16 protein-coding genes are annotated in these 17,853 nt (G+C 62.9%); 5 read left to right on the top strand and 11 right to left on the bottom strand.

Annotation, left to right across the window (positions count from 1 at the left end; all coding sequences use genetic code 11):
• Positions 1-23: 23 nt before the first annotated feature.
• Positions 24-398 (bottom strand): NADH-quinone oxidoreductase subunit A, encoded by a 375-nt coding sequence (locus ACI5KX_RS08420; protein ID WP_406811343.1) that lies wholly within the window; start codon positions 396-398, stop codon positions 24-26.
• 148 nt (positions 399-546) lie between these two features.
• Entirely contained in the window at positions 547-1,977 is a 1,431-nt protein-coding gene (locus tag ACI5KX_RS08415) for a coniferyl aldehyde dehydrogenase (RefSeq protein ID WP_406810224.1), read from the bottom strand.
• 164 nt (positions 1,978-2,141) lie between these two features.
• Here ACI5KX_RS08415 and ACI5KX_RS08410 point away from each other — a divergent pair, with 164 nt between their 5' ends.
• Positions 2,142-3,335, top strand: a complete 1,194-nt coding sequence (locus ACI5KX_RS08410) for a thiolase family protein (protein ID WP_406810223.1) — start codon at positions 2,142-2,144, stop codon at positions 3,333-3,335.
• A 24-nt stretch (positions 3,336-3,359) separates the two neighbouring features.
• A complete protein-coding gene (locus tag ACI5KX_RS08405) occupies positions 3,360-3,773 on the top strand; it encodes a hypothetical protein (protein WP_406810222.1) in 414 nt (137 codons plus the stop codon).
• Between the two features lie 4 nt (positions 3,774-3,777).
• On the opposite strand, the gene ACI5KX_RS08400 is transcribed toward ACI5KX_RS08405, so the two are convergent.
• Positions 3,778-4,263 carry an SH3 domain-containing protein gene (locus ACI5KX_RS08400; RefSeq protein WP_406810221.1) on the bottom strand — a complete coding sequence of 162 codons (486 nt, stop codon included), beginning with the start codon at positions 4,261-4,263 and terminating at the stop codon, positions 3,778-3,780.
• Between the two features lie 116 nt (positions 4,264-4,379).
• Between ACI5KX_RS08400 and ACI5KX_RS08395 the strand changes: the two genes are divergently transcribed.
• Complete coding sequence (locus ACI5KX_RS08395; RefSeq protein WP_406810220.1) at positions 4,380-5,396, top strand: 2-hydroxyacid dehydrogenase; 1,017 nt, start codon at positions 4,380-4,382, stop codon at positions 5,394-5,396.
• 38 nt (positions 5,397-5,434) lie between these two features.
• Positions 5,435-5,962, top strand: coding sequence for a YkgJ family cysteine cluster protein (locus tag ACI5KX_RS08390; RefSeq protein WP_406810219.1), 528 nt, complete (start codon positions 5,435-5,437; stop codon positions 5,960-5,962).
• Positions 5,963-5,968: 6 nt separating this feature from the next.
• Here the strand turns inward: ACI5KX_RS08390 and ACI5KX_RS08385 are convergent, their stop codons facing one another.
• The 8 genes from ACI5KX_RS08385 to ACI5KX_RS08350 all read right to left on the bottom strand — a co-directional run bounded on the left by ACI5KX_RS08385 (position 5,969) and on the right by ACI5KX_RS08350 (position 14,733).
• On the bottom strand, positions 5,969-6,757 hold the full coding sequence (locus tag ACI5KX_RS08385) for an enoyl-ACP reductase (RefSeq protein WP_406810218.1): 789 nt from the start codon (positions 6,755-6,757) through the stop codon (positions 5,969-5,971).
• Positions 6,758-6,801: 44 nt separating this feature from the next.
• The gene (gene fabB, locus ACI5KX_RS08380) at positions 6,802-8,031 is read right to left on the bottom strand and encodes a beta-ketoacyl-ACP synthase I (protein WP_406810217.1); all 1,230 of its coding nucleotides are present in this window, start codon (positions 8,029-8,031) and stop codon (positions 6,802-6,804) included.
• A 26-nt stretch (positions 8,032-8,057) separates the two neighbouring features.
• A complete protein-coding gene (gene fabA / locus ACI5KX_RS08375) occupies positions 8,058-8,567 on the bottom strand; it encodes a bifunctional 3-hydroxydecanoyl-ACP dehydratase/trans-2-decenoyl-ACP isomerase (RefSeq protein ID WP_406810216.1) in 510 nt (169 codons plus the stop codon).
• 148 nt (positions 8,568-8,715) lie between these two features.
• A complete protein-coding gene (locus tag ACI5KX_RS08370) occupies positions 8,716-9,432 on the bottom strand; it encodes a class I SAM-dependent methyltransferase (RefSeq protein WP_406810215.1) in 717 nt (238 codons plus the stop codon).
• Positions 9,432-10,559, bottom strand: coding sequence for a peptide chain release factor 2 (prfB, locus tag ACI5KX_RS08365; RefSeq protein WP_406810214.1), 1,128 nt, complete (start codon positions 10,557-10,559; stop codon positions 9,432-9,434). The genes ACI5KX_RS08370 and prfB overlap by 1 nt, the downstream gene beginning before the upstream one ends.
• A 106-nt stretch (positions 10,560-10,665) precedes the next feature.
• Positions 10,666-11,199 carry a peroxiredoxin gene (locus ACI5KX_RS08360; RefSeq protein ID WP_406810213.1) on the bottom strand — a complete coding sequence of 178 codons (534 nt, stop codon included), beginning with the start codon at positions 11,197-11,199 and terminating at the stop codon, positions 10,666-10,668.
• A gap of 44 nt (positions 11,200-11,243) precedes the next feature.
• Positions 11,244-13,763, bottom strand: a complete 2,520-nt coding sequence (locus tag ACI5KX_RS08355; RefSeq protein ID WP_406810212.1) for a penicillin-binding protein 1A — start codon at positions 13,761-13,763, stop codon at positions 11,244-11,246.
• A gap of 100 nt (positions 13,764-13,863) precedes the next feature.
• The gene (locus tag ACI5KX_RS08350; protein WP_406810211.1) at positions 13,864-14,733 is read right to left on the bottom strand and encodes an N-acetylmuramoyl-L-alanine amidase; all 870 of its coding nucleotides are present in this window, start codon (positions 14,731-14,733) and stop codon (positions 13,864-13,866) included.
• Positions 14,734-15,170: 437 nt separating this feature from the next.
• Between ACI5KX_RS08350 and ACI5KX_RS08345 the strand changes: the two genes are divergently transcribed.
• Positions 15,171-17,828, top strand: coding sequence for a ribonuclease E/G (locus tag ACI5KX_RS08345; protein WP_406810210.1), 2,658 nt, complete (start codon positions 15,171-15,173; stop codon positions 17,826-17,828).
• Positions 17,829-17,853 lie beyond the last annotated feature (25 nt).

The following is a 17,853-nucleotide window of genomic DNA, read 5'->3' as shown; positions in this document are numbered from 1 at the left end:
GATCGTTGTGTTGTTGGAGGTGCTCATTCCCAGTCCAGAGCTCCCTTCTTCCATTCATAGGCGAGGCCGACGGCGAGGATGAACAGGAAAGTCATCATGCCGATCCATCCAACCCATTGGGTTTCACCGAGACTTACCGCCCAGGGAAACAGGAACGCGGCTTCGAGGTCGAAGATGATGAAGCTGATCGCAACGAGATAGAACCGCACGTCGAACTGGCTACGCGCATCTTCGAATGCAGGAAAACCGCACTCGTATTCGCTGAGCTTTTCCGCGTCCGGATTGTGCGAGCCGGTCAGGCGCGAAACGCCCATCGGCAAGAACACGAACAGGACGGAAAGCCCGAAGGCGATGAAGATGAATATCAGTATCGGGAGATACTGGCTGAGGTCGACCACGGCGCTGTCCAACTTGATTAATCCCTAGCGAGCGCGTCTAGGCGTGTCGCCGCCCCCACGCAAGGGTGCGACTCGGGCAAATCTAAGCATGTATGTTGCAGAAAATCGAACCTCCGGCGCAGCGGGTGCGAGCCGTGTCCGATCCTGCCTACTTCATCATGCCGGCTGCGGCTTTCTCGGTAGCTTTGCCATAAGGGGGCTTGAACCCGCCGAGCTTGGCAATGTCGATCTTGGGCTGGTGATACACCGCGCGAGCGTGGCTGAATTCCTTGAAGCCCTCGATCGCGTGATAGCTGCCCATGCCCGACGGACCCACCCCGCCGAACGGCAGGTCTTCCATTGAAACATGGAAGATAACGTCGTTTGTGGTCACACCGCCGGAGATCGTGCGGGTGAGCACATGCTCCTGCTCGTCCTTGTCGTCGCCGAAATAGTACAGCCCAAGCGGGCGATCGTGCTCGTTGACGTAATCGACTGCCTGGTCGATCGCCTTGTAGGTCATCACCGGCAGCACCGGTCCGAAGATTTCCTCCTGCATGACCTTCATGTCGTCATTGACGTTCTTGATGATATTGAGCGGCATCTTGCGCTGGTTGGCGTTGCTGAAATCCTCGCCGCCCGGATTGACCTCGATTACCTCGGCGCCCTTCTCGCGCGCGTCCTCGACGAGGCCCTGGAGGCGCTCGAAATGACGATCGGACACGATCGAGGCGTAGTCGTCGTTTTCGAGCAGCGTCGGGTACATTGCGGATACGCCGTTCGATACGCCCGCGACCGCCTCGTCCTGCTTGTCCTCGGGGACAAACATGTAGTCGGGCGAGAGGCAGATCTGTCCGGCGTTCATCATCTTGCCGAGCGCGATGCGTTCGCCCGCCTTGGCGAAATCGGCACTGCGCCCCATGAAAACAGGCGACTTGCCGCCGAGTTCAAGCGTGACGGGGACGAGGTTCTTGGCCGCCGCCTGCATCACCAAACGCCCGGTCGGGGTCGATCCGGTGAAGACGAGATGATCGAACGGCAGCTCGGAAAATGCCGCCGCGACTTCGGGGCCGCCCGTCACCACCGCGACTTCATCGGGTGTGAAATACTCGTCGACCAACTCGGCCATCAGCATGCTGGTGCGCTCGGTAAACTCGCTCGGTTTGATCATCGCGCGATTGCCCGCCGCTAGCACCTGCATCAGCGGCGCGAATGCGAGATTGACCGGGAAATTCCACGGGCTGAGGATACCGATCACGCCTTTGGGTTCGTAACGCACTTCGGCCTTGGCGCCGAGCAGCCCGAGCGGGAACTGTACGGGCCGCTTTTCACCCTTGGCCCATTTGTCCATGTGCTTGAGTGCGTGCTTGCCCGCACCCACCGTCCCGGCGATGTCGGTCAACATCGACTGGTGCATCGAACGATTGCCGAAATCGGCGCTCATCGCCTTGCACAGGTTCTCGCCATGCTCCTTAAGCAGCGCCATCGCGCGCTTGATCCGATCCTTGCGCATGGACATGCTTTCGGGGCGCGACGCGGTAAAGGCATCGCGCTGGCGTTTGAGCAGGGCTTCGAGTTCGTCGCGGCGATCGTCGGCCATAATGGTCTCTCCAAGAGGAAATTTGGTTTTGATTTGCGACCAGTCTTGCGCAAAGCCGCGGGACTGACAAGCTAATACGAATTCACCCGCCGTTCGAATTGCCTTTGCCGCAGCGCAGCATTAGACCGGCGCCACGACATCCATCCTTCCCCAGGGAGCAAACCATGACCTTTTCCGCCAATGACCCGATCGTGATCCTGTCCTACGCCCGCACACCTATGGGCGGCATGCAGGGCGCGCTTTCCGATGTGTCGGCCACCGATCTCGGTGCAACTGCCGTCAAGGCGGCGGTGGAACGCTCCGGGATTGCCGGTGAAGACATCGACCGCGCCTACATGGGCTGCGTGCTTCCCGCTGGTCTTGGCCAGGCTCCCGCGCGACAGGCAGCGCTGAAAGCCGGCCTGCCCAAGTCGGTCGAAGCCACCACCGTCAACAAGGTATGCGGCAGCGGTATGCAGACCGTGATCATGGGCGCGGAAGCGCTAGCCAGCGGCACGATCGACATGGTCGTTGCCGGCGGCATGGAGAGCATGACAAACGCGCCCTACCTGCTCAAGAAGCACCGCTCGGGCGCGCGCATCGGTCATGATACGGCCTACGACCACATGTTCCTCGACGGGCTGGAGGACGCTTACGAGGAAGGCCGCGCGATGGGCACCTTCGCGCAGGACACCGCCGACGAATACCAGCTGACCCGCGAAGACCAGGACGCGTATTCGATCGAGTCGCTCCGCAGGGCCAACGATGCAATCGCCACCGGCGCTTTCGCAGAAGAGGTCGTCCCGGTGACCTTCGCGACCCGCAAGGGCGAAGTCACGGTCGAGGTAGACGAGCAGCCCGGCAAGGGTATGCCCGACAAGATCCCGCAGCTGCGTCCGGCCTTCGCCAAGGACGGCACGATCACCGCCGCAACTTCGAGTTCCATCTCCGATGGCGCTGCCGCCGTGGTGCTTACACGCGAGAGCGTAGCCAAGGAAAAGGGCGCGCAGCCGATTGCCAAGATTGTCGCCCTCGCCGCCCACGCGCGCGAACCGAAGGACTTCACCGTCGCACCGGTCGGCGCCATCGAAAAGGTGCTCAAGAACGCCGGATGGGAAGTCGGCGACGTCGATTTGTGGGAAGTCAACGAGGCCTTCGCCTGCGTTGCGATGTTCGCGATGCGCGACATCGGTATCCCGCATGACCGGATCAACGTGAATGGCGGCGCGACCGCGCTCGGCCACCCGATCGGCGCCTCGGGTACCCGCATCATCGTGACGCTGCTCAATGCGCTCAAGCAGCAGGGCAAGAAGCGCGGCGTCGCGAGCCTGTGCATCGGCGGGGGCGAAGCGACTGCGCTTGCCGTCGAGCTGGTCTAGGATTCAATCAGGGGGGAATTGATCATGAAGAATGCACTTGGTCTCGCAGCATGCGTTTCACTTGGGCTCGCAGCGTGCTCGGGTGAAACCGCGGCACCGGATGGGGAAGCCGCGGGGGATACGACCGATGCTTCGGAAATTGTCTCGGTGAACCTGATGCAGCCGGGCCTCTACGCGGTCGGTGACGGCACACAGGTGTATTCCCGGACCCGGCTTTCCGAGGACGGCACCTATGTCGATCTCGACGATGCGGGTGAGAAAGTCGGCAACGGCACATGGGAACAGCGCGGCGAGCTCATGTGCTTCGATCCCGAAGGCGACGGCGAGGAAGCGCAAGAGCGCTGCTGGACCAACGGCGAGGTCGACGAAGACGGCAGCTTCACGACAACGCGCGAAGACGGCTCCGAGAGCTACACCGTCACGCCGCTGGAGGAATAAGACGCTAGGGTGCGCCCGCGCCCCACAGGCGCTCTTGCCGCACCCAACCCATGCGACCGGTTACGTCGATCTCGCACCACTCCTCGTCGCAGCGCAGCAGCTTGCCCACAACGCCCGGTTCGGCGCGCCACTGCAGCGCCGAGGAACCGCTATGGTCGGCCCGCAGCTCTGCCAGCCCCTCGCCGATCACGATCGCCCCCTTGTCGGGATCAAGCTGGCTCGATGCAATCCAGCCTTGGTCGCCCTCGTGATCCTGGACGAGCCGCCAGCCTTCGCGCACGCGGATAACCTTCACGGGCAATCCCTTGCGGCGATACACCCATTCGATCGGATATTCCTGGCTCGGCCCCACACGCATCCGCACCTCGTCGTAGCGCAGTGACGCCCAGTAAGGCGTTTCGCGGTCCTGCGCGCGCGCCGGAGCCAACACGATCACGGTGGCGAGCAGCACACAAAGCGCAAGAACGGCGAAGAAACGAAGGGCGGTCATGCCCCTGCTGATAGCGCCGGAGTGCGGCGCGCTTCAAGCGTACAAAATCGCGCTATCACAAGGCTTCGCCACCCGACATCTTGACCGCCCTGCCTCTCTGGTCCTAGCCCGCTTGCATGGCCGCAACACACACTCCGCCGCACTTTCCCTCGGGCAAGCCCAAAGTCGTGGTGACGCGCCATCTGATGCCGTCGGTCGAAGCGCGCATGAGCGAGCTTTACGACGTCGTGCTCAACGCCGAAGACACGCCGATGAGCCGCGATGAATTGATTGCGGCGATGCAGGGTTGCGATGTGCTGGTGCCGACCGTGACCGATACGATCGACGCCGCAATGATCGAAGCCGCCGGAGATCGTCTGGGCCTCATCGCCAATTTCGGCGCGGGAACCGAGCACATCGACCTGCCCGCTGCCGCCAAGCGCAAGATCATCGTGACCAATACGCCCGGGGTCTTCACCGACGACACCGCCGATATTGCAATGGCGGGGATCATCGGCGTCCCTCGCCGCATCCGCGAAGGGACCGCGCTTGTGCGGCGTGGCGAATGGACCGGATGGGCGCCCTCGGGTCTCCTCGGACGAAAGCTCGGCGGCAAGATTCTCGGCATCGTCGGCATGGGGCGGATTGGCCAAGCGGTCGCGCACCGCGCCCGCGCCTTTGGTCTGGAGGTCGCCTATTACAACCGCAGGCAGGTGCCGCAGGCGCTCGAACAGATGCTCGGCGCGCGTTACGTTCCCGATCTCGATACGCTGGTGGCCGAGGCCGACATCCTGACGCTGCACTGCCCGCTGAACGACGAGAATCACGGCATGATCGATGCGCGGCGGATCGCGCTGATGAAAGACGGAGCGAGCATCATCAACACCGCGCGCGGAGAGCTGATCGATCAGGAAGCGCTGCTCGACGCGCTGCAATCGGGAAAGCTCGCGGGCGCGGGGCTCGATGTCTATCCGGACGAACCGCATGTCGACGCGCGCCTGCTCGAGCATCCAAACGTCATGACGCTGCCTCATATCGGCAGCGCCACGGTCGAGGGACGCGAAGCATCGGGCGAGAAGGTGATCGCAAATATCCGCTTCTGGGCCGACGGCCATCGACCACCCGACCAGGTGCTGACCGCGCTGATCGGCTGATCTGAGCCGCGCCATCCCAATCATGCGGAATTCGTGCTATGCGCCAGGACGTGGGGGAAAATCGGACAGCGAGCGATCTGTGCGTGAAGTGCGGCCTGTGCTGCAACGGCGCACTGTTCGACTTCGGACCGCTAAGCGACGACGAGAAGGATCGGGTGCGCGATGCCGGCCTGACGATCATAGAGAAGGAAGGCAAGACCGCATTCGGTCTCCCCTGCCCGTGCCTCAAAGGCGCGTTCTGCACTGTATACGAAGATCGCCCGCAAACCTGCCGCACGTTCCGCTGCTCCACACTGAAGGCGCTTGAAGCGGAGATGATCACCTATTCCGAAGCTGAGGCTCGCATCGAACAGGGCGTCAAAGCGCTTGCCGACCTGCAAGCCCAACTCCCTGCCAACGCCACTCCCGCCGATGCCCGTCGCTGGCGGCGCGAGGCAGGCAGAGCCGAAGCCGCGAAGACCCTCAGCGCCTCGCCGATGGTGATGATGGCGCTCGGCCTGCTCGACGTGGTGCTTGACCAGTACTTCCGCGGCACCGACCAGCGCCAGGTGATGCTGCGCGAGTAATCCGGTTCAAAGATTCTCGTGCTGCGGCATGCCGAGCACGTGGAAACCGCCATCGACACGGATGATCTCTCCGGTCGTGCAGTTCCCGGCATCCGAGCACAGGTACACCGCCGTGCCGCCCACCGCTTCGAGCGTGGCGTTGTGGCGCATCGGCGCGTTTGCCTCGGTGTGCTTCCAGGTCCGGCGCGCGCCGCCGATGGCGGAGCCTGCCAGCGTCTTCATCGGGCCGGGGCTGATCGCGTTCACGCGGATGCCTTCGGGGCCAAGATCGTTGGCCATATAGCGTACCGCCGCTTCGAGTGCGGCCTTGGCCACGCCCATCACGTTGTAATTCGGGGTGACACGGGTCGACCCCATATAGGTCAACGTGAGCAGCGTACCGCCATGCTCGTGCATCATGGGATGCGCGCGGCGCGCAACGTCGATGAAACTGTAGGCGGAAATATCGAGGGAATTCTTGAAGTTGGCCCGCGTCGTATCGACGATCCGGCCGGTCAGTTCGGACTTGTCCGAGTAGGCAATGGCGTGGACGAGAAAATCGAGCCGTCCCCAACGTTCCTGCAAGGCAGCGAACGCCGCGTCGAGCGAGGCGTCATCGGTTACGTCCACGTCGAGCATGAAATCCGAGCCAACGCTCTCCGCCAACGGCGCCAGGCGCTTGCCGAAAGCCTCACCCTGATAGGTAAAGGCGAGTTCCGCACCCGCCTCGGCACAGGCCTTGGCAATCCCCCAGGCGATCGATCGATCGTTGGCGACGCCCATCACGAGGCCGCGTTTTCCTGCAAGCACGCCCATTCTCACTCCCCTCACCTATCGGCCTTCTGGCCTGCGCTTTGCGCTCAACCGCGGAACTTCGACAGCAGCATCGAACCATTGGTGCCGCCAAATCCGAACGAATTGGTCATCACCGTATCCAGCCCGGCATTCTCCACGATCTCCGTGGCGATCTCCTCCGGCTTGAGCGCCGGATCGAGCGTTTCGACATTGATCGACGGAATGATGAAATCGTGCTCCAAAGCGAGGAGGCAATAGATCGCTTCCTGCGCGCCGGTGGCGCCCTGACTGTGACCGGTCATCGACTTGGTCGAACTGACCGGCGGGGTCGAACCTTCGCCGAACACCCGGCGTACCGCCTCGATCTCGCCAACATCGCCTACCGGGGTCGAGGTGCCGTGAGCATTGATGTAGCTGACCGAGCGATCTTCGCTCAGCGTCTTCAGTGCTCCGCGCATCGCCCGTTCACCGCCTTCTCCAGAGGGGGCGACCATGTCGGCACCGTCGGAAGTGGCGGAAAAACCGGAGACTTCGGCGTAGATCTTTGCGCCGCGGGCCTGCGCATGTTCGAGCGCTTCCAGCACCACGATGGCGCCGCCGCCACCGATCACGAAACCGTCACGATCCGCATCGAAGGCGCGCGACGCGCGTTCGGGCGTGTCGTTATACTTGCTCGACATCGCTCCCATCGCGTCGAACAGGCATGAAAGTGTCCAGTCCAGTTCCTCGCCGCCGCCGCCGAACATCACGTCCTGCTGTCCCAGCGCAATCTGCTGCGCTGCCATGCCTATGCAATGCAGCGAGGTGGAACAGGCCGACGTGATCGAGAAGTTCATCCCCTTGATCTGGTAGGCGGTGGCAAGATTGGCGCTCACGGTGGAGGACATCGTCTTCGGCACGGCAAAAGGCCCGATACGCTTGGTGCTGCCGGTCTTGAGCACGGTCTGGTGCGCGGCCAGCATCGCCGAAGTCGACGGTCCGCCCGATCCGGCGATAACCCCGGTCATCGGATTGACGACGTCTTTCTCCTCCAGCCCGGCATCGGCAATCGCCTGCCCCATGGCAATATGGGCATAGGCGGCCCCCGGCCCCATGAAGCGCAAGGTGCGCTTGTCGACATGCTCCGAAACATCGAGATCCACCGCACCGGCAATCTGCGAGCGGAAACCGTGTTCGGCCATATCCTCGTTAAAGGTGATGCCCGATTTGCCGGCCTTCAGCGAAGCCAGCACTTCTTCGGCATTGTTGCCGATCGATGAGACGATCCCCAGACCTGTTATGACGACGCGACGCATGATCCCCTTTTCCGCCCTTTGGCCACTCAGGCCTCAGACAGGGCGACTTTCATATCTTTGACTTGATAAATGACTTCACCATCGGCTTCGACGCGGCCATCGGCCACGCCCATGGTGAGACGCCGGGTTTGCACGGCCTTGGTGAAGTCCACGTAATAGGTGAGCAATTTGCGATCGGGCCGCACCATGCCGGTGAGCTTCACCTCGCCCACACCCAGAGCGTAGCCGCGGCCTTGCCAACCGCGCCAACCGAGATTGAAGCCGGTCAGCTGCCAGAGCCCGTCCAGGCCGAGGCAGCCGGGCATGATCGGATTGCCGGGAAAATGGCACTCGAAAAACCAGAGATCCGGTGTGATGTCGAACTCCGCCACGACATGGCCCTTGCCATGTTCGCCGCCATCGCCGGAAATGTCGGTGATCCGGTCCATCATCAGCATCGGCGGTTCGGGCAGTTGCGCATTGCCGGGGCCGAACAATTCACCGCGTGCGCATTTCAACAGGTCTTCACGGTCAAAGCTGGTTGGGAAATCTGTCATCCCCGGCGATACTCCCCTCGTTGCGGTATTCTGGACGAGGCGGCGACTAGCACCCCGCATTGTCGGTGGAAAGGGCGCATGGGCTTTTCGCCGGGAATTGAATGCGGTTTGCAAACACGATGTCGGTCCCGTCGAAAGCGCTTACATTCTACCCGTTGCTGCACGCCTCGATGGCGGCGGGTTCGCTGCGTTCTTCGCCCCGCTTGAACCGAGCAAAATAACCGCGAATGTCGGGGCGTTCGATAAATTCGACGAGGTCGTATCCGACCGCGTCGAACTCGCAAAACAACAGCTTGGGCGGGATGCCGTGGCGATCGGTTGGACGGTCGACATCGACGACGATGATCTGTCCTTCCGCTGCGAGAGCCGGCCACATCCGCCACAGGAAAGCGTAGGGTTCGGTGACCTCGTGATACATGTGGACGAGGAAGATCCGGTCGAAACTGTCCACCGGAAGCTGCGGATCGTCGGGCTCGCCCAGCTTGATCGAGATGTTTTCCAACCGTTCGCGTTCGACCCTTCGCCCGAGCCGCTGTAGCGCCTCGCGGCTGATATCCTGCGCAAGCACCCGTCCGTCGGTACCGACCCGTTCGGCAAGCCGTACGGTGTAGTAGCCCTCGCCCGCGCCGATATCGGCGACGGTCATACCGGGCGTTATGTCGGCGAGATCCATCACGATCTGCGCTTCGTTGCGCTCGTCGCGGGCATCCTCGTTGGAAAACTGGTTGGAGATGACATCGGCGACCGGACGGTCGGGCAGCGGGAATTCGATTGCACTCGCCGGGCGGTCGGGCGCATCCTCGATCGGCTCGCACCCCGATATCAGCGGGGAAGCCAAGGCCAGACCAAGCGCCGCGGCTCGCATCACTCGACGTCCTCCACCTCGACAGTCTCGCCGGTAACGCGCTGTGCGAGCGATGCCGCGATGAATTCGTCGATCGCACCGTCGAGAACCGCATCGGGGTTCGTCGACGTGACGCCGGTGCGCAGGTCTTTCACCATCTGGTACGGCTGGAGCACATAGGACCGGATCTGGTGACCCCACCCGATATCGCTCTTTTCCTGATACTCGCCCGACGCCGCGGCTTCGCGCTCGGCCATTTCGCGCTCGAACAAACGCGCCTTGAGCATGTTCATCGCGGTCGCGCGGTTCTTGTGCTGGCTGCGATCGTTCTGGCTGGCGACCACGATACCGGTCGGCTGGTGGGTGATGCGGACGGCGGAATCGGTCGTGTTGACGTGCTGCCCGCCTGCGCCCGAGGCACGATATGTATCGATCTTGAGATCCGACGGGTCGATTTCGATCTCGATATCGTCGTCGATCACCGGATAGACCCAGACCGAGCTGAAAGAGGTGTGGCGCCGCGCCGAGCTGTCATACGGGCTGATCCGCACGAGACGGTGCACGCCGCTTTCGGTCTTGGCGTAGCCATAGGCGTTCTCGCCCTTGATCAGCAGGGTGGCGGACTTGATCCCGGCCTGGTCTCCCGCCTGGTATTCCACCGTCTCGACCTTGAACCCGCGTTGCTCGGCCCAGCGCGAATACATGCGGAAAAGCATTTCCGCCCAGTCCTGGCTCTCGGTCCCGCCGGCCCCTGCGTGGATTTCGATATAGGTGTCGTTGCCGTCCGCCTCGCCAGAAAGCAGCGCCTGAACCTTGTCGGCATCGGCGCGCGCGGCGAGCTTTTCTAGGCTCTTGAGGCCGTCATTGACGATACCTTCCTCGCCTTCGTCCTCGCCCATCTCGATGAATTCGATCGCGTCGTCCATCTCGGCGGAGATTTCCCTCACCGTGTTGACCGCGCTTTCGAGATTTTTCTGCTCGCGGCTGACGGCCTGCGCTTCCTTGGGATCGTCCCACAGGTTCGGGTCCTGCACACGCGCATTCAGCTCGTCGAGGCGGCGCAAAGCGCGCTCCCAATCGAGCGATTGACGCACCAGATCGAGCGCTGCCTCAATCCGGTCGATATTGGCTTGGGCCTCGGCCCGCATAGGTCGTTCCTTGAAATAGGTCTTGCCGCCCCGCTTAACGCTGAGGACGCGATTGTAAAGCGTTGCGGGGAGCGACCTCCCCGGCTCGCCTTCCTATATGGCCACCCTACTTGGAAAGCGCTTTCACCGCCGCGAGCGTGCGCGAAACGTGCTCGCGATAGTCGCTGTTGGAATAGACCATCGTGATCTTGCCATCGGGCGCAATGACGTAGGACGTGCGCTTGGCGAGCGGCGAGTTTTCGCGGGCCACGTCGTAGGCCTTAAGGAGATTCGCCGACGCGACGCCGACCGCAAACGCGTCGCGGCATTCCTCGCGGCTGAAGCGCTTGAGGGTTGCGATATCGTCGGCCGACATACCGATTACGGTTGCGCCCGCCGCCTTGAATTCCGGCATGTTGTCGGCGAAAGCGTTCGCCTCAAGCGTGCACCCCTGAGTAAAGGCCTTGGGGTAGAAATAGATCACCACCGGTCCCTTCGCGAGCGCGCTGCGCAGCGAGAAGCCGAATTCCTCACCCGCCAGGGCGGCACGCGTGCTGAACACGGGTGCGCTTTCCCCGACCGGCAGTTCGGCGGCAGCGGGTGAGGCAAGGCCCAGCGCTAGCAGGCTGGCGGCGGCGAGATTGCGAAGATAATTCGTCATACCGGCTAAACTCATGCGCGCAGAAAGGGTTTCCGGGTCACGGATCAATAGATGCCGCCTTGTTCTTCGACGAAGTTGCTCGGTTGGTTCGTATTGCCCTCACCCATCCCGAGCCGACCTTCGCGCCCCGCCCTGATCAGCTCCAGGATCTCGTCGCGCTTGGCCGCGATTTCGTCCTGCCGGGTCGAACGCGAAGGCTCGGTATCGGGCTTGAACGCCTCCCAGATAACCGCTGCCTTGGGATCGTCGGTCGGCCAGCCATCGAACACGCGCTTGCCGGTGCGGCGGTCGATTCGGACCATACGAATGCCCGGAGGAGCGACTGCAGGCTCATCGTGCCAGCGCTCGCGCGTCTCTTGCACGAACTGCTTGAAGATCGGAGCGGCGGTGTTCCCGCCCTGAACGTAGCCGCCGAGGTTTCGCGGCTGGTCGTATCCGAGATAGACCCCCGCCACGATTTCGGGCGTACCGCCCACGAACCACGCGTTTGTCGGGCCGGTGGTGGTTCCGGTCTTGCCGAACAGCGGCAATTCGAGGTCGCGCAACCGTGTGGCGGTGCCGCGTGTCACCACCCCTTCGAGCATGTGCACGACCTGGAAAGCGGTCCGGGGGTCCATCGCCTCTCGGCCCATCGGACCTAAGCGGGGCATCGGATTTCCATCCCATTCCGGCATGCTGCAGCCCTGGCACCGGCGCTTGTCGGCGCGCCAGATGACCTTGCCGTGGCGGTCCTGAACGTAGTCGATCACCGTCGGCGTGTGCAGGCGCCCGTGATTGGCGAGTGCGGCATAGGCATTCACCATGCGCTCGACCGTGGTGTCGCCGGCTCCGAGCGCACTCGAAAGAAACGCCGGGTGATCACCGATCTCGACTGCCTTGAAGGTATCGACCACGTTTTCGATCCCCGCCTCCGATGCAATATGCACCGTCATCAGGTTGCGGCTTTGCTCGAGCCCGAAGCGCATGGGGTAAACACCGCCCCCGCGCGATCCGCCGAAGTTGGAAAAGCACTTGTTCCCGAGCCGCGCGCCCTGCCAGACGCAGAATTCCTTGTCCGGAACCTCGGACGCCGGGGTGAGGCCGTAATTGAGGCCTGCGGCGTAGACGAAAGGTTTGATCGTCGAACCCGGCTGGCGTTCCGCCTGCGTCGCTCGGTTGAAATCGCTAAGACGGTGATCGAACCCGCCCTGCATCGCAAGGACCCGCCCGGTCTGCACCGCTTCGGCCAGGAAGCCGCCGGATACTCCGGGGACGGAGGCGACAGCAAAACCATTGCCCGAGGGTTTGACCGCAATCACGTCCCCCGCCTTCAAGGCGTTGGGGAGACCCGTGAGCGGAGCCTCGTTTCCGTTCGAAAATCCGATAGTCGCGGATGATCCGCTGCGCTGCGTCACGACACCGACACGCCAGTCCTCGTAGCGGATGCCGAGGTAAGAGCTGGCGAGCTGGCCCGCCCAATTGCCCTCGCTGACATCGATGGTCGCAATCGGGCCGGTCCATCCGCGTGAACCATGATAGCGCATCAGACCGGCACGCAGAGCCTTGCGGGCAGCTTCCTGCAATTCGGGATCGAGCGAAGTGCGCACCCACAGTCCACCGGCATAGACGCTGTTTTCGCCGTCTTCCGCGGTTTCGCCGAACTGGTCGATAAGCTGGCGGCGCACTTCTTCGAGGAAGTACCCGGCATCGACCGATCGCTGGCTGCGCTGGGTAACGAGGCCGAGCGGTTTTGCGGCAGCTTCGGCGCGCTGCGCCTCGGTAATGTAGCCGTTTTCTTCCATCTGCTGCAGCACGAAATCCCGGCGTTCGATCGCCGCGTCTTCCTGTCCCTTGCGACCATAGCGCTCGGGCGCCTTCGGCAGGATCGCGAGAAACGCCATTTCGTGCAGTTCGAGATCGCCGACATCCTTGTCGAAATAGGCGCGCGAGGCGGCCTGAACGCCGAAGCTGCGACGCCCCAGCGGAATCTCGTTGAGATAGAGCTCGAGGATTTCCTCCTTGCTCAGCACGCCCTCGATCCGGCTCGCGAGGATCATCTCCTTGAGCTTGCGCGTGACCGAATACTCGTCGCCCAGAAGCAGGATCTTGGCGAGCTGCTGGGTGATGGTCGAACCGCCCACCGCCCGGTCGCCCGAGCCGTATTTGGTCGCATAGTCGACCACTGCGTTGGCGGTGCCGGTGAAGTCGACCCCTCCATGGCTGAAGAACGTCTTGTCCTCCGCCGACAGATAGGCGCCAACGAGCATCTCCGGGAAATCGGGATATTGAAGCTGCACCCGCCGTTCGCGGGCGTAGGAATGCACGATTTCGCCATCGATCCCGCGCACAACTGTCGGCAATGGAGTTTCGTAATCGACGAGGCTTTCCGCGTCCGGCAGGTCGCTCGCGAGCCACACGAACAGCGCCACCCAAAGAACGATGAAAAGCCCTGCCAGCACGGCTGCAATCTTGAACAGCCAGCTGTTGCGCCATTTCTCTGCAAACCAAGCGCCCACGACTCTCAGATCGCGATTCACGCGGTAGCGGAAGTATTCGGGCAGGCTTGAGATGGATGCGTCGGTCATTACGATTGGGCGATTAGCACGGGTGTGGCGGGGGTTGCTAGCGACTTTGAGCGCGTTTTGCGCGACAGATCACAGACACGCCCACACCCGCAATGCCCGGTCAGGTCTCCGAGCGGCGCGCGAAGTATACGCGGATCGCCTGCGCCAGCACTTCGGCGTATTGCTGGCGGCCCTCGGGCGTGGTCAGGCGGTCACGGTCGCCGTCATTGGTGACGAACCCGCTTTCGAACAGCACCGAAGGCACGTCGGGCGCGCGCAGCACGGCGAGCGCGGCGGAACGGCGGGCCGAGGGGTGGAACAGCAGCTTGCCGTCGCCCTCGCGAGTGATCAGCGAAGCGAACTCGGCGGCATCCTCCTGCGTCCGGGCTTGCGACAGCTCGACGAGAATGGCGCTCACCTGTTCGCTCTGCCCTTCTATCCGCAGGCCGTTGACCCGGTCGGCGTTGTTCTCGCGCGCGGCGAACCGGGCCGCCGCCTCGCTCGAAGCTTCGGAGGACAGCATGTAAATGCTCGCGCCGGAAATGTCCTCGCGTTCGCCGGCGGAATCCGCGTGGATCGAAAGGAACAGGTCCGCTTCAAGCTGGCGCGCGACTTCGGGCCGGTCCGCGAGCGGCACGATGCGATCTTCATCGCGGGTAAGCGCAACGCGGATGCCGCCGCTTTCGAGCAGCTCATCGCGCAGCGCCAAGGCGATGGCGAGCACGATGTCCTTTTCCCGCACATCTCCGCTGACCGATCCGGGGTCGCGGCCACCGTGGCCTGCGTCGATCACCACCAGCGGCCGCTCCGGATCGTCCGGACCGAGTACCTCGGGAAGCACGAATTCGGGCGCCTCCTGGTTGACCATGAAGCTCAGCACATAGTCGCGCCCCCACTGCGGCACCGGGATCTTGACCTCGAGCGCCATCGCTCCGCCGACGATGAGTGCAGGCAGGGCCAGGATCAGAAGCAGCAGAGTACGGATGCTCATTGCGCGAAATGCTTAGGATGTTGCGCTATCCATGCGCAATAGAGTTGCAGCACGTAACCCACGGTGCTAGCAACAAACCACTGAAACACAGGCGGCCCCTGCGGCATTCGATGCAGGATCTCCGGAGTTTCTCCCGCAACGGTTCCATCCCGGCCACTGGCCCGCCGGAACCGCTTTACAGGTTGATGCAGTGACGAGACGCTTCTCCTCGCAAATGGCTTCGCACCGCCCCTCGGGCGCAGGCGACCATGCGGGCCGTAGCGCGGACATATTCCGCAATCTCCTCGCAGCAGACACGAATATCGCAGGCTCCTCGGTCACACGGCGAGATGCGAATGCAACATACGGCGCAAGGGACTCCCACGCCGTTTCATCAAACAATACGCGCCCTGCCCGCCGATCTTCGGTCGGGCGAACGGGCGCATGGAGACTATTTAATGGCAACGCGCATGCTTATCGATGCGCGCCACTCGGAAGAGACCCGGGTGGCGGTGCTCAAAGGCAACCGGATTGAGGAATTCGATTTCGAATCTGCTGAACACAAGCAGATCAAAGGCAATATCTACCTAGCGAAAGTCACACGGGTCGAACCGTCGCTTCAGGCGGCCTTCGTCGATTTCGGCGGCAACCGTCACGGTTTCCTCGCCTTCAGCGAAATCCACCCCGACTACTACCAGATCCCGCAGTCCGATCGCGAAGCTTTGCTCGCCGAAGAAGCGGAAGCCGCCGAAGAAGAGGCGCGGCTTCGCGACGAGGAAGAGGAAGAGGGCATCGCGCCCGGCGACGAATACGACGCCGAGGAAGAAAGCGCCGAGGCGCTGGCCGAGGATCTCGCCGAGGACGGCCTCGAGGAAATCGACACGTCGGAAAAGGACAAGGTCGCCACCATCGAGGACGGCACGTCCGACGATTCGGACGATGATGAAGACGACGACGATGATGAAGACGACGACGATTCCTCCGATAACGGCAAGCAACGCCGCGGCCGTCGCGGTCGCGGGCGTCGTCGCCAGGGCAAAGGCGGCAAAGGCAACGGCAAGGGCCGCAGCCGCGCCAAGGAAGTCGACGAAGTCCGTGCGCGCCGCCAGGCGCTACGCCGCCGCTACAAGATCCAGGACGTTATCCAGCGCCGCCAGGTCATGCTGGTGCAGGTCGTCAAGGAAGAACGCGGCAACAAGGGTGCGGCCCTAACCACCTATCTCAGCCTTGCGGGCCGCTACACCGTTCTGATGCCCAACTCGTCGCATGGCGGCGGGATCAGCCGCAAGATCAGCTCGACCAGCGACCGCAAGCGGCTCAAGCAGGTTGTCTCCGACCTCAAGCTGCCCAAGACGATGGGCCTGATCGTGCGCACCGCCGGGCTCAGCCGCACCAAGACCGAGATCAAGCGCGATTTCGATTACCTTGCGCGTCTGTGGGATGAAATTCGCCAAAAGACGCTGTCTTCCACCGCGCCATCGCTGATCCATTCCGACAGCGACCTGATCAAGCGCGCGATCCGCGACATCTACAATCGCGAGATCGAGGAAGTCGTGGTCGAGGGCGAGGAAGGCTACAAACTCGCCAAGAGCTTCATGAAGCTGCTGATGCCGAGCCACGCGCGCCGGGTGAAGGCCTATTCCGATCCGGTTCCGCTGTTCCAGCGCTACGGCGCGGAAGACCAGTTGCGCGCGATGTACGATCCGATGGTGCAATTGAAGTCGGGCGGATATCTTATCATCAACCCGACCGAGGCACTGGTTTCGATCGACATCAACTCGGGCAGATCGACTAAGGAGCACGGAATCGAGCAGACCGCGCTCCATACCAATCTCGAGGCTGCCCGCGAGATCGCCCGCCAGTTGCGCCTGCGCGACATGGCCGGCCTCGTCGTAATCGACTTCATCGACATGGAATACAATTCCAACGTCCGCAAAGTCGAAAAGGCAATGAAGGAAGCGCTCAAGCACGATCGTGCGCGCATCCAGGTCGGACGCATTTCGGGCTTCGGCCTGATGGAGATGAGCCGCCAGCGTTTGCGCACGGGTGTGCTCGAGGCGACGACGCGCGAATGCCCGCATTGCGACGGCACCGGATTGGTCCGCACGGCTTCCAGCGCCGGCCTGTCGGCGCTGCGCCTGATCGAGGACGAAGCCGCCAAGGGCAAAGGCACGATCATCAAGCTCGCGGCAAGCACCGAAGCGGCGGTCTACCTCCTCAACGAAAAGCGCCACGATCTGGTCGAGATCGAGCAGCGTTACGGCGTCACAGTCGAAGTCATCCCCGAGGGTGAGGACGAAGGCGCCAAGATGAGCGTTTCGAGTGCGGGCCCGCGTCCTACCGAAGCGCCGAAGTTCGAACCGATCGTCGACGATGACGACGATGAGGACGACATCCCGGAAGAAGAGGACTCCTCCGACGACGATGACGACCAGCCCAAGAAAAAGCGCCGCCGCCGTCGCCGCGGCGGGCGCGGCCGAGGGAAGAAGCGCCATGATGACGGCACGGACAACTCGGATGATTCGTCCGACGATGACGACGAAGACAACGAAACTTCGTCCGACGACGACGATGGGGACGACAAGCCCAAGCGGCGTCGCCGTCGTGGCGGTCGCGGTCGCCGGAAGAAGACGGACGAAACCGTCACTGCGGACGATGCGGACAAGCTCGAAGAGGTCTCGGAGCAGGTCAAGGAAGACATGACCGTGATCGCCGGCCCGGACGATGCGCCCGAAACCGCCGGGGCCATGGTCAAGCAGGACGAGGAAAAGCCGAAACGCAAGCGCGCACCGCGCAAGAAGAAGGCGGAACCTGCCGAGGCCAAGAGCGAAGACACCGCCGAAAGCCCGAAGTCCGAGGCTCCGGCGGAGGAAAAGCCGAAGCGCAAGCGCGCACCGCGCAGGAAGAAGGAAGAGGCGGACGCCGCGCCGCAAGAGAATGACGCGACCGCTCCGGCGGAAGAGGAGAAGCCGAAGCGCAAACCCCGGGCGCGCGCGAAAAAAGCCGAAGCACCGGCTCCTGCCGAGACTTCGAGCGAAGCCTCCAACGACGACGCCTCCGGCGACGACGAGGGTGGCAAGAAGCGCGGCTGGTGGCAGCGCACCTTCGGGGAATGATCGTTTGAGGTGAGCGAGCCGGGTG

It is taken from the genome of Erythrobacter sp. GH1-10 (assembly GCF_045363165.1).
Lineage (GTDB): Bacteria > Pseudomonadota > Alphaproteobacteria > Sphingomonadales > Sphingomonadaceae > Erythrobacter.
Note: the sequence above shows the minus strand (reverse complement) of the source record. Positions and strands in the feature narration are given on the sequence as shown.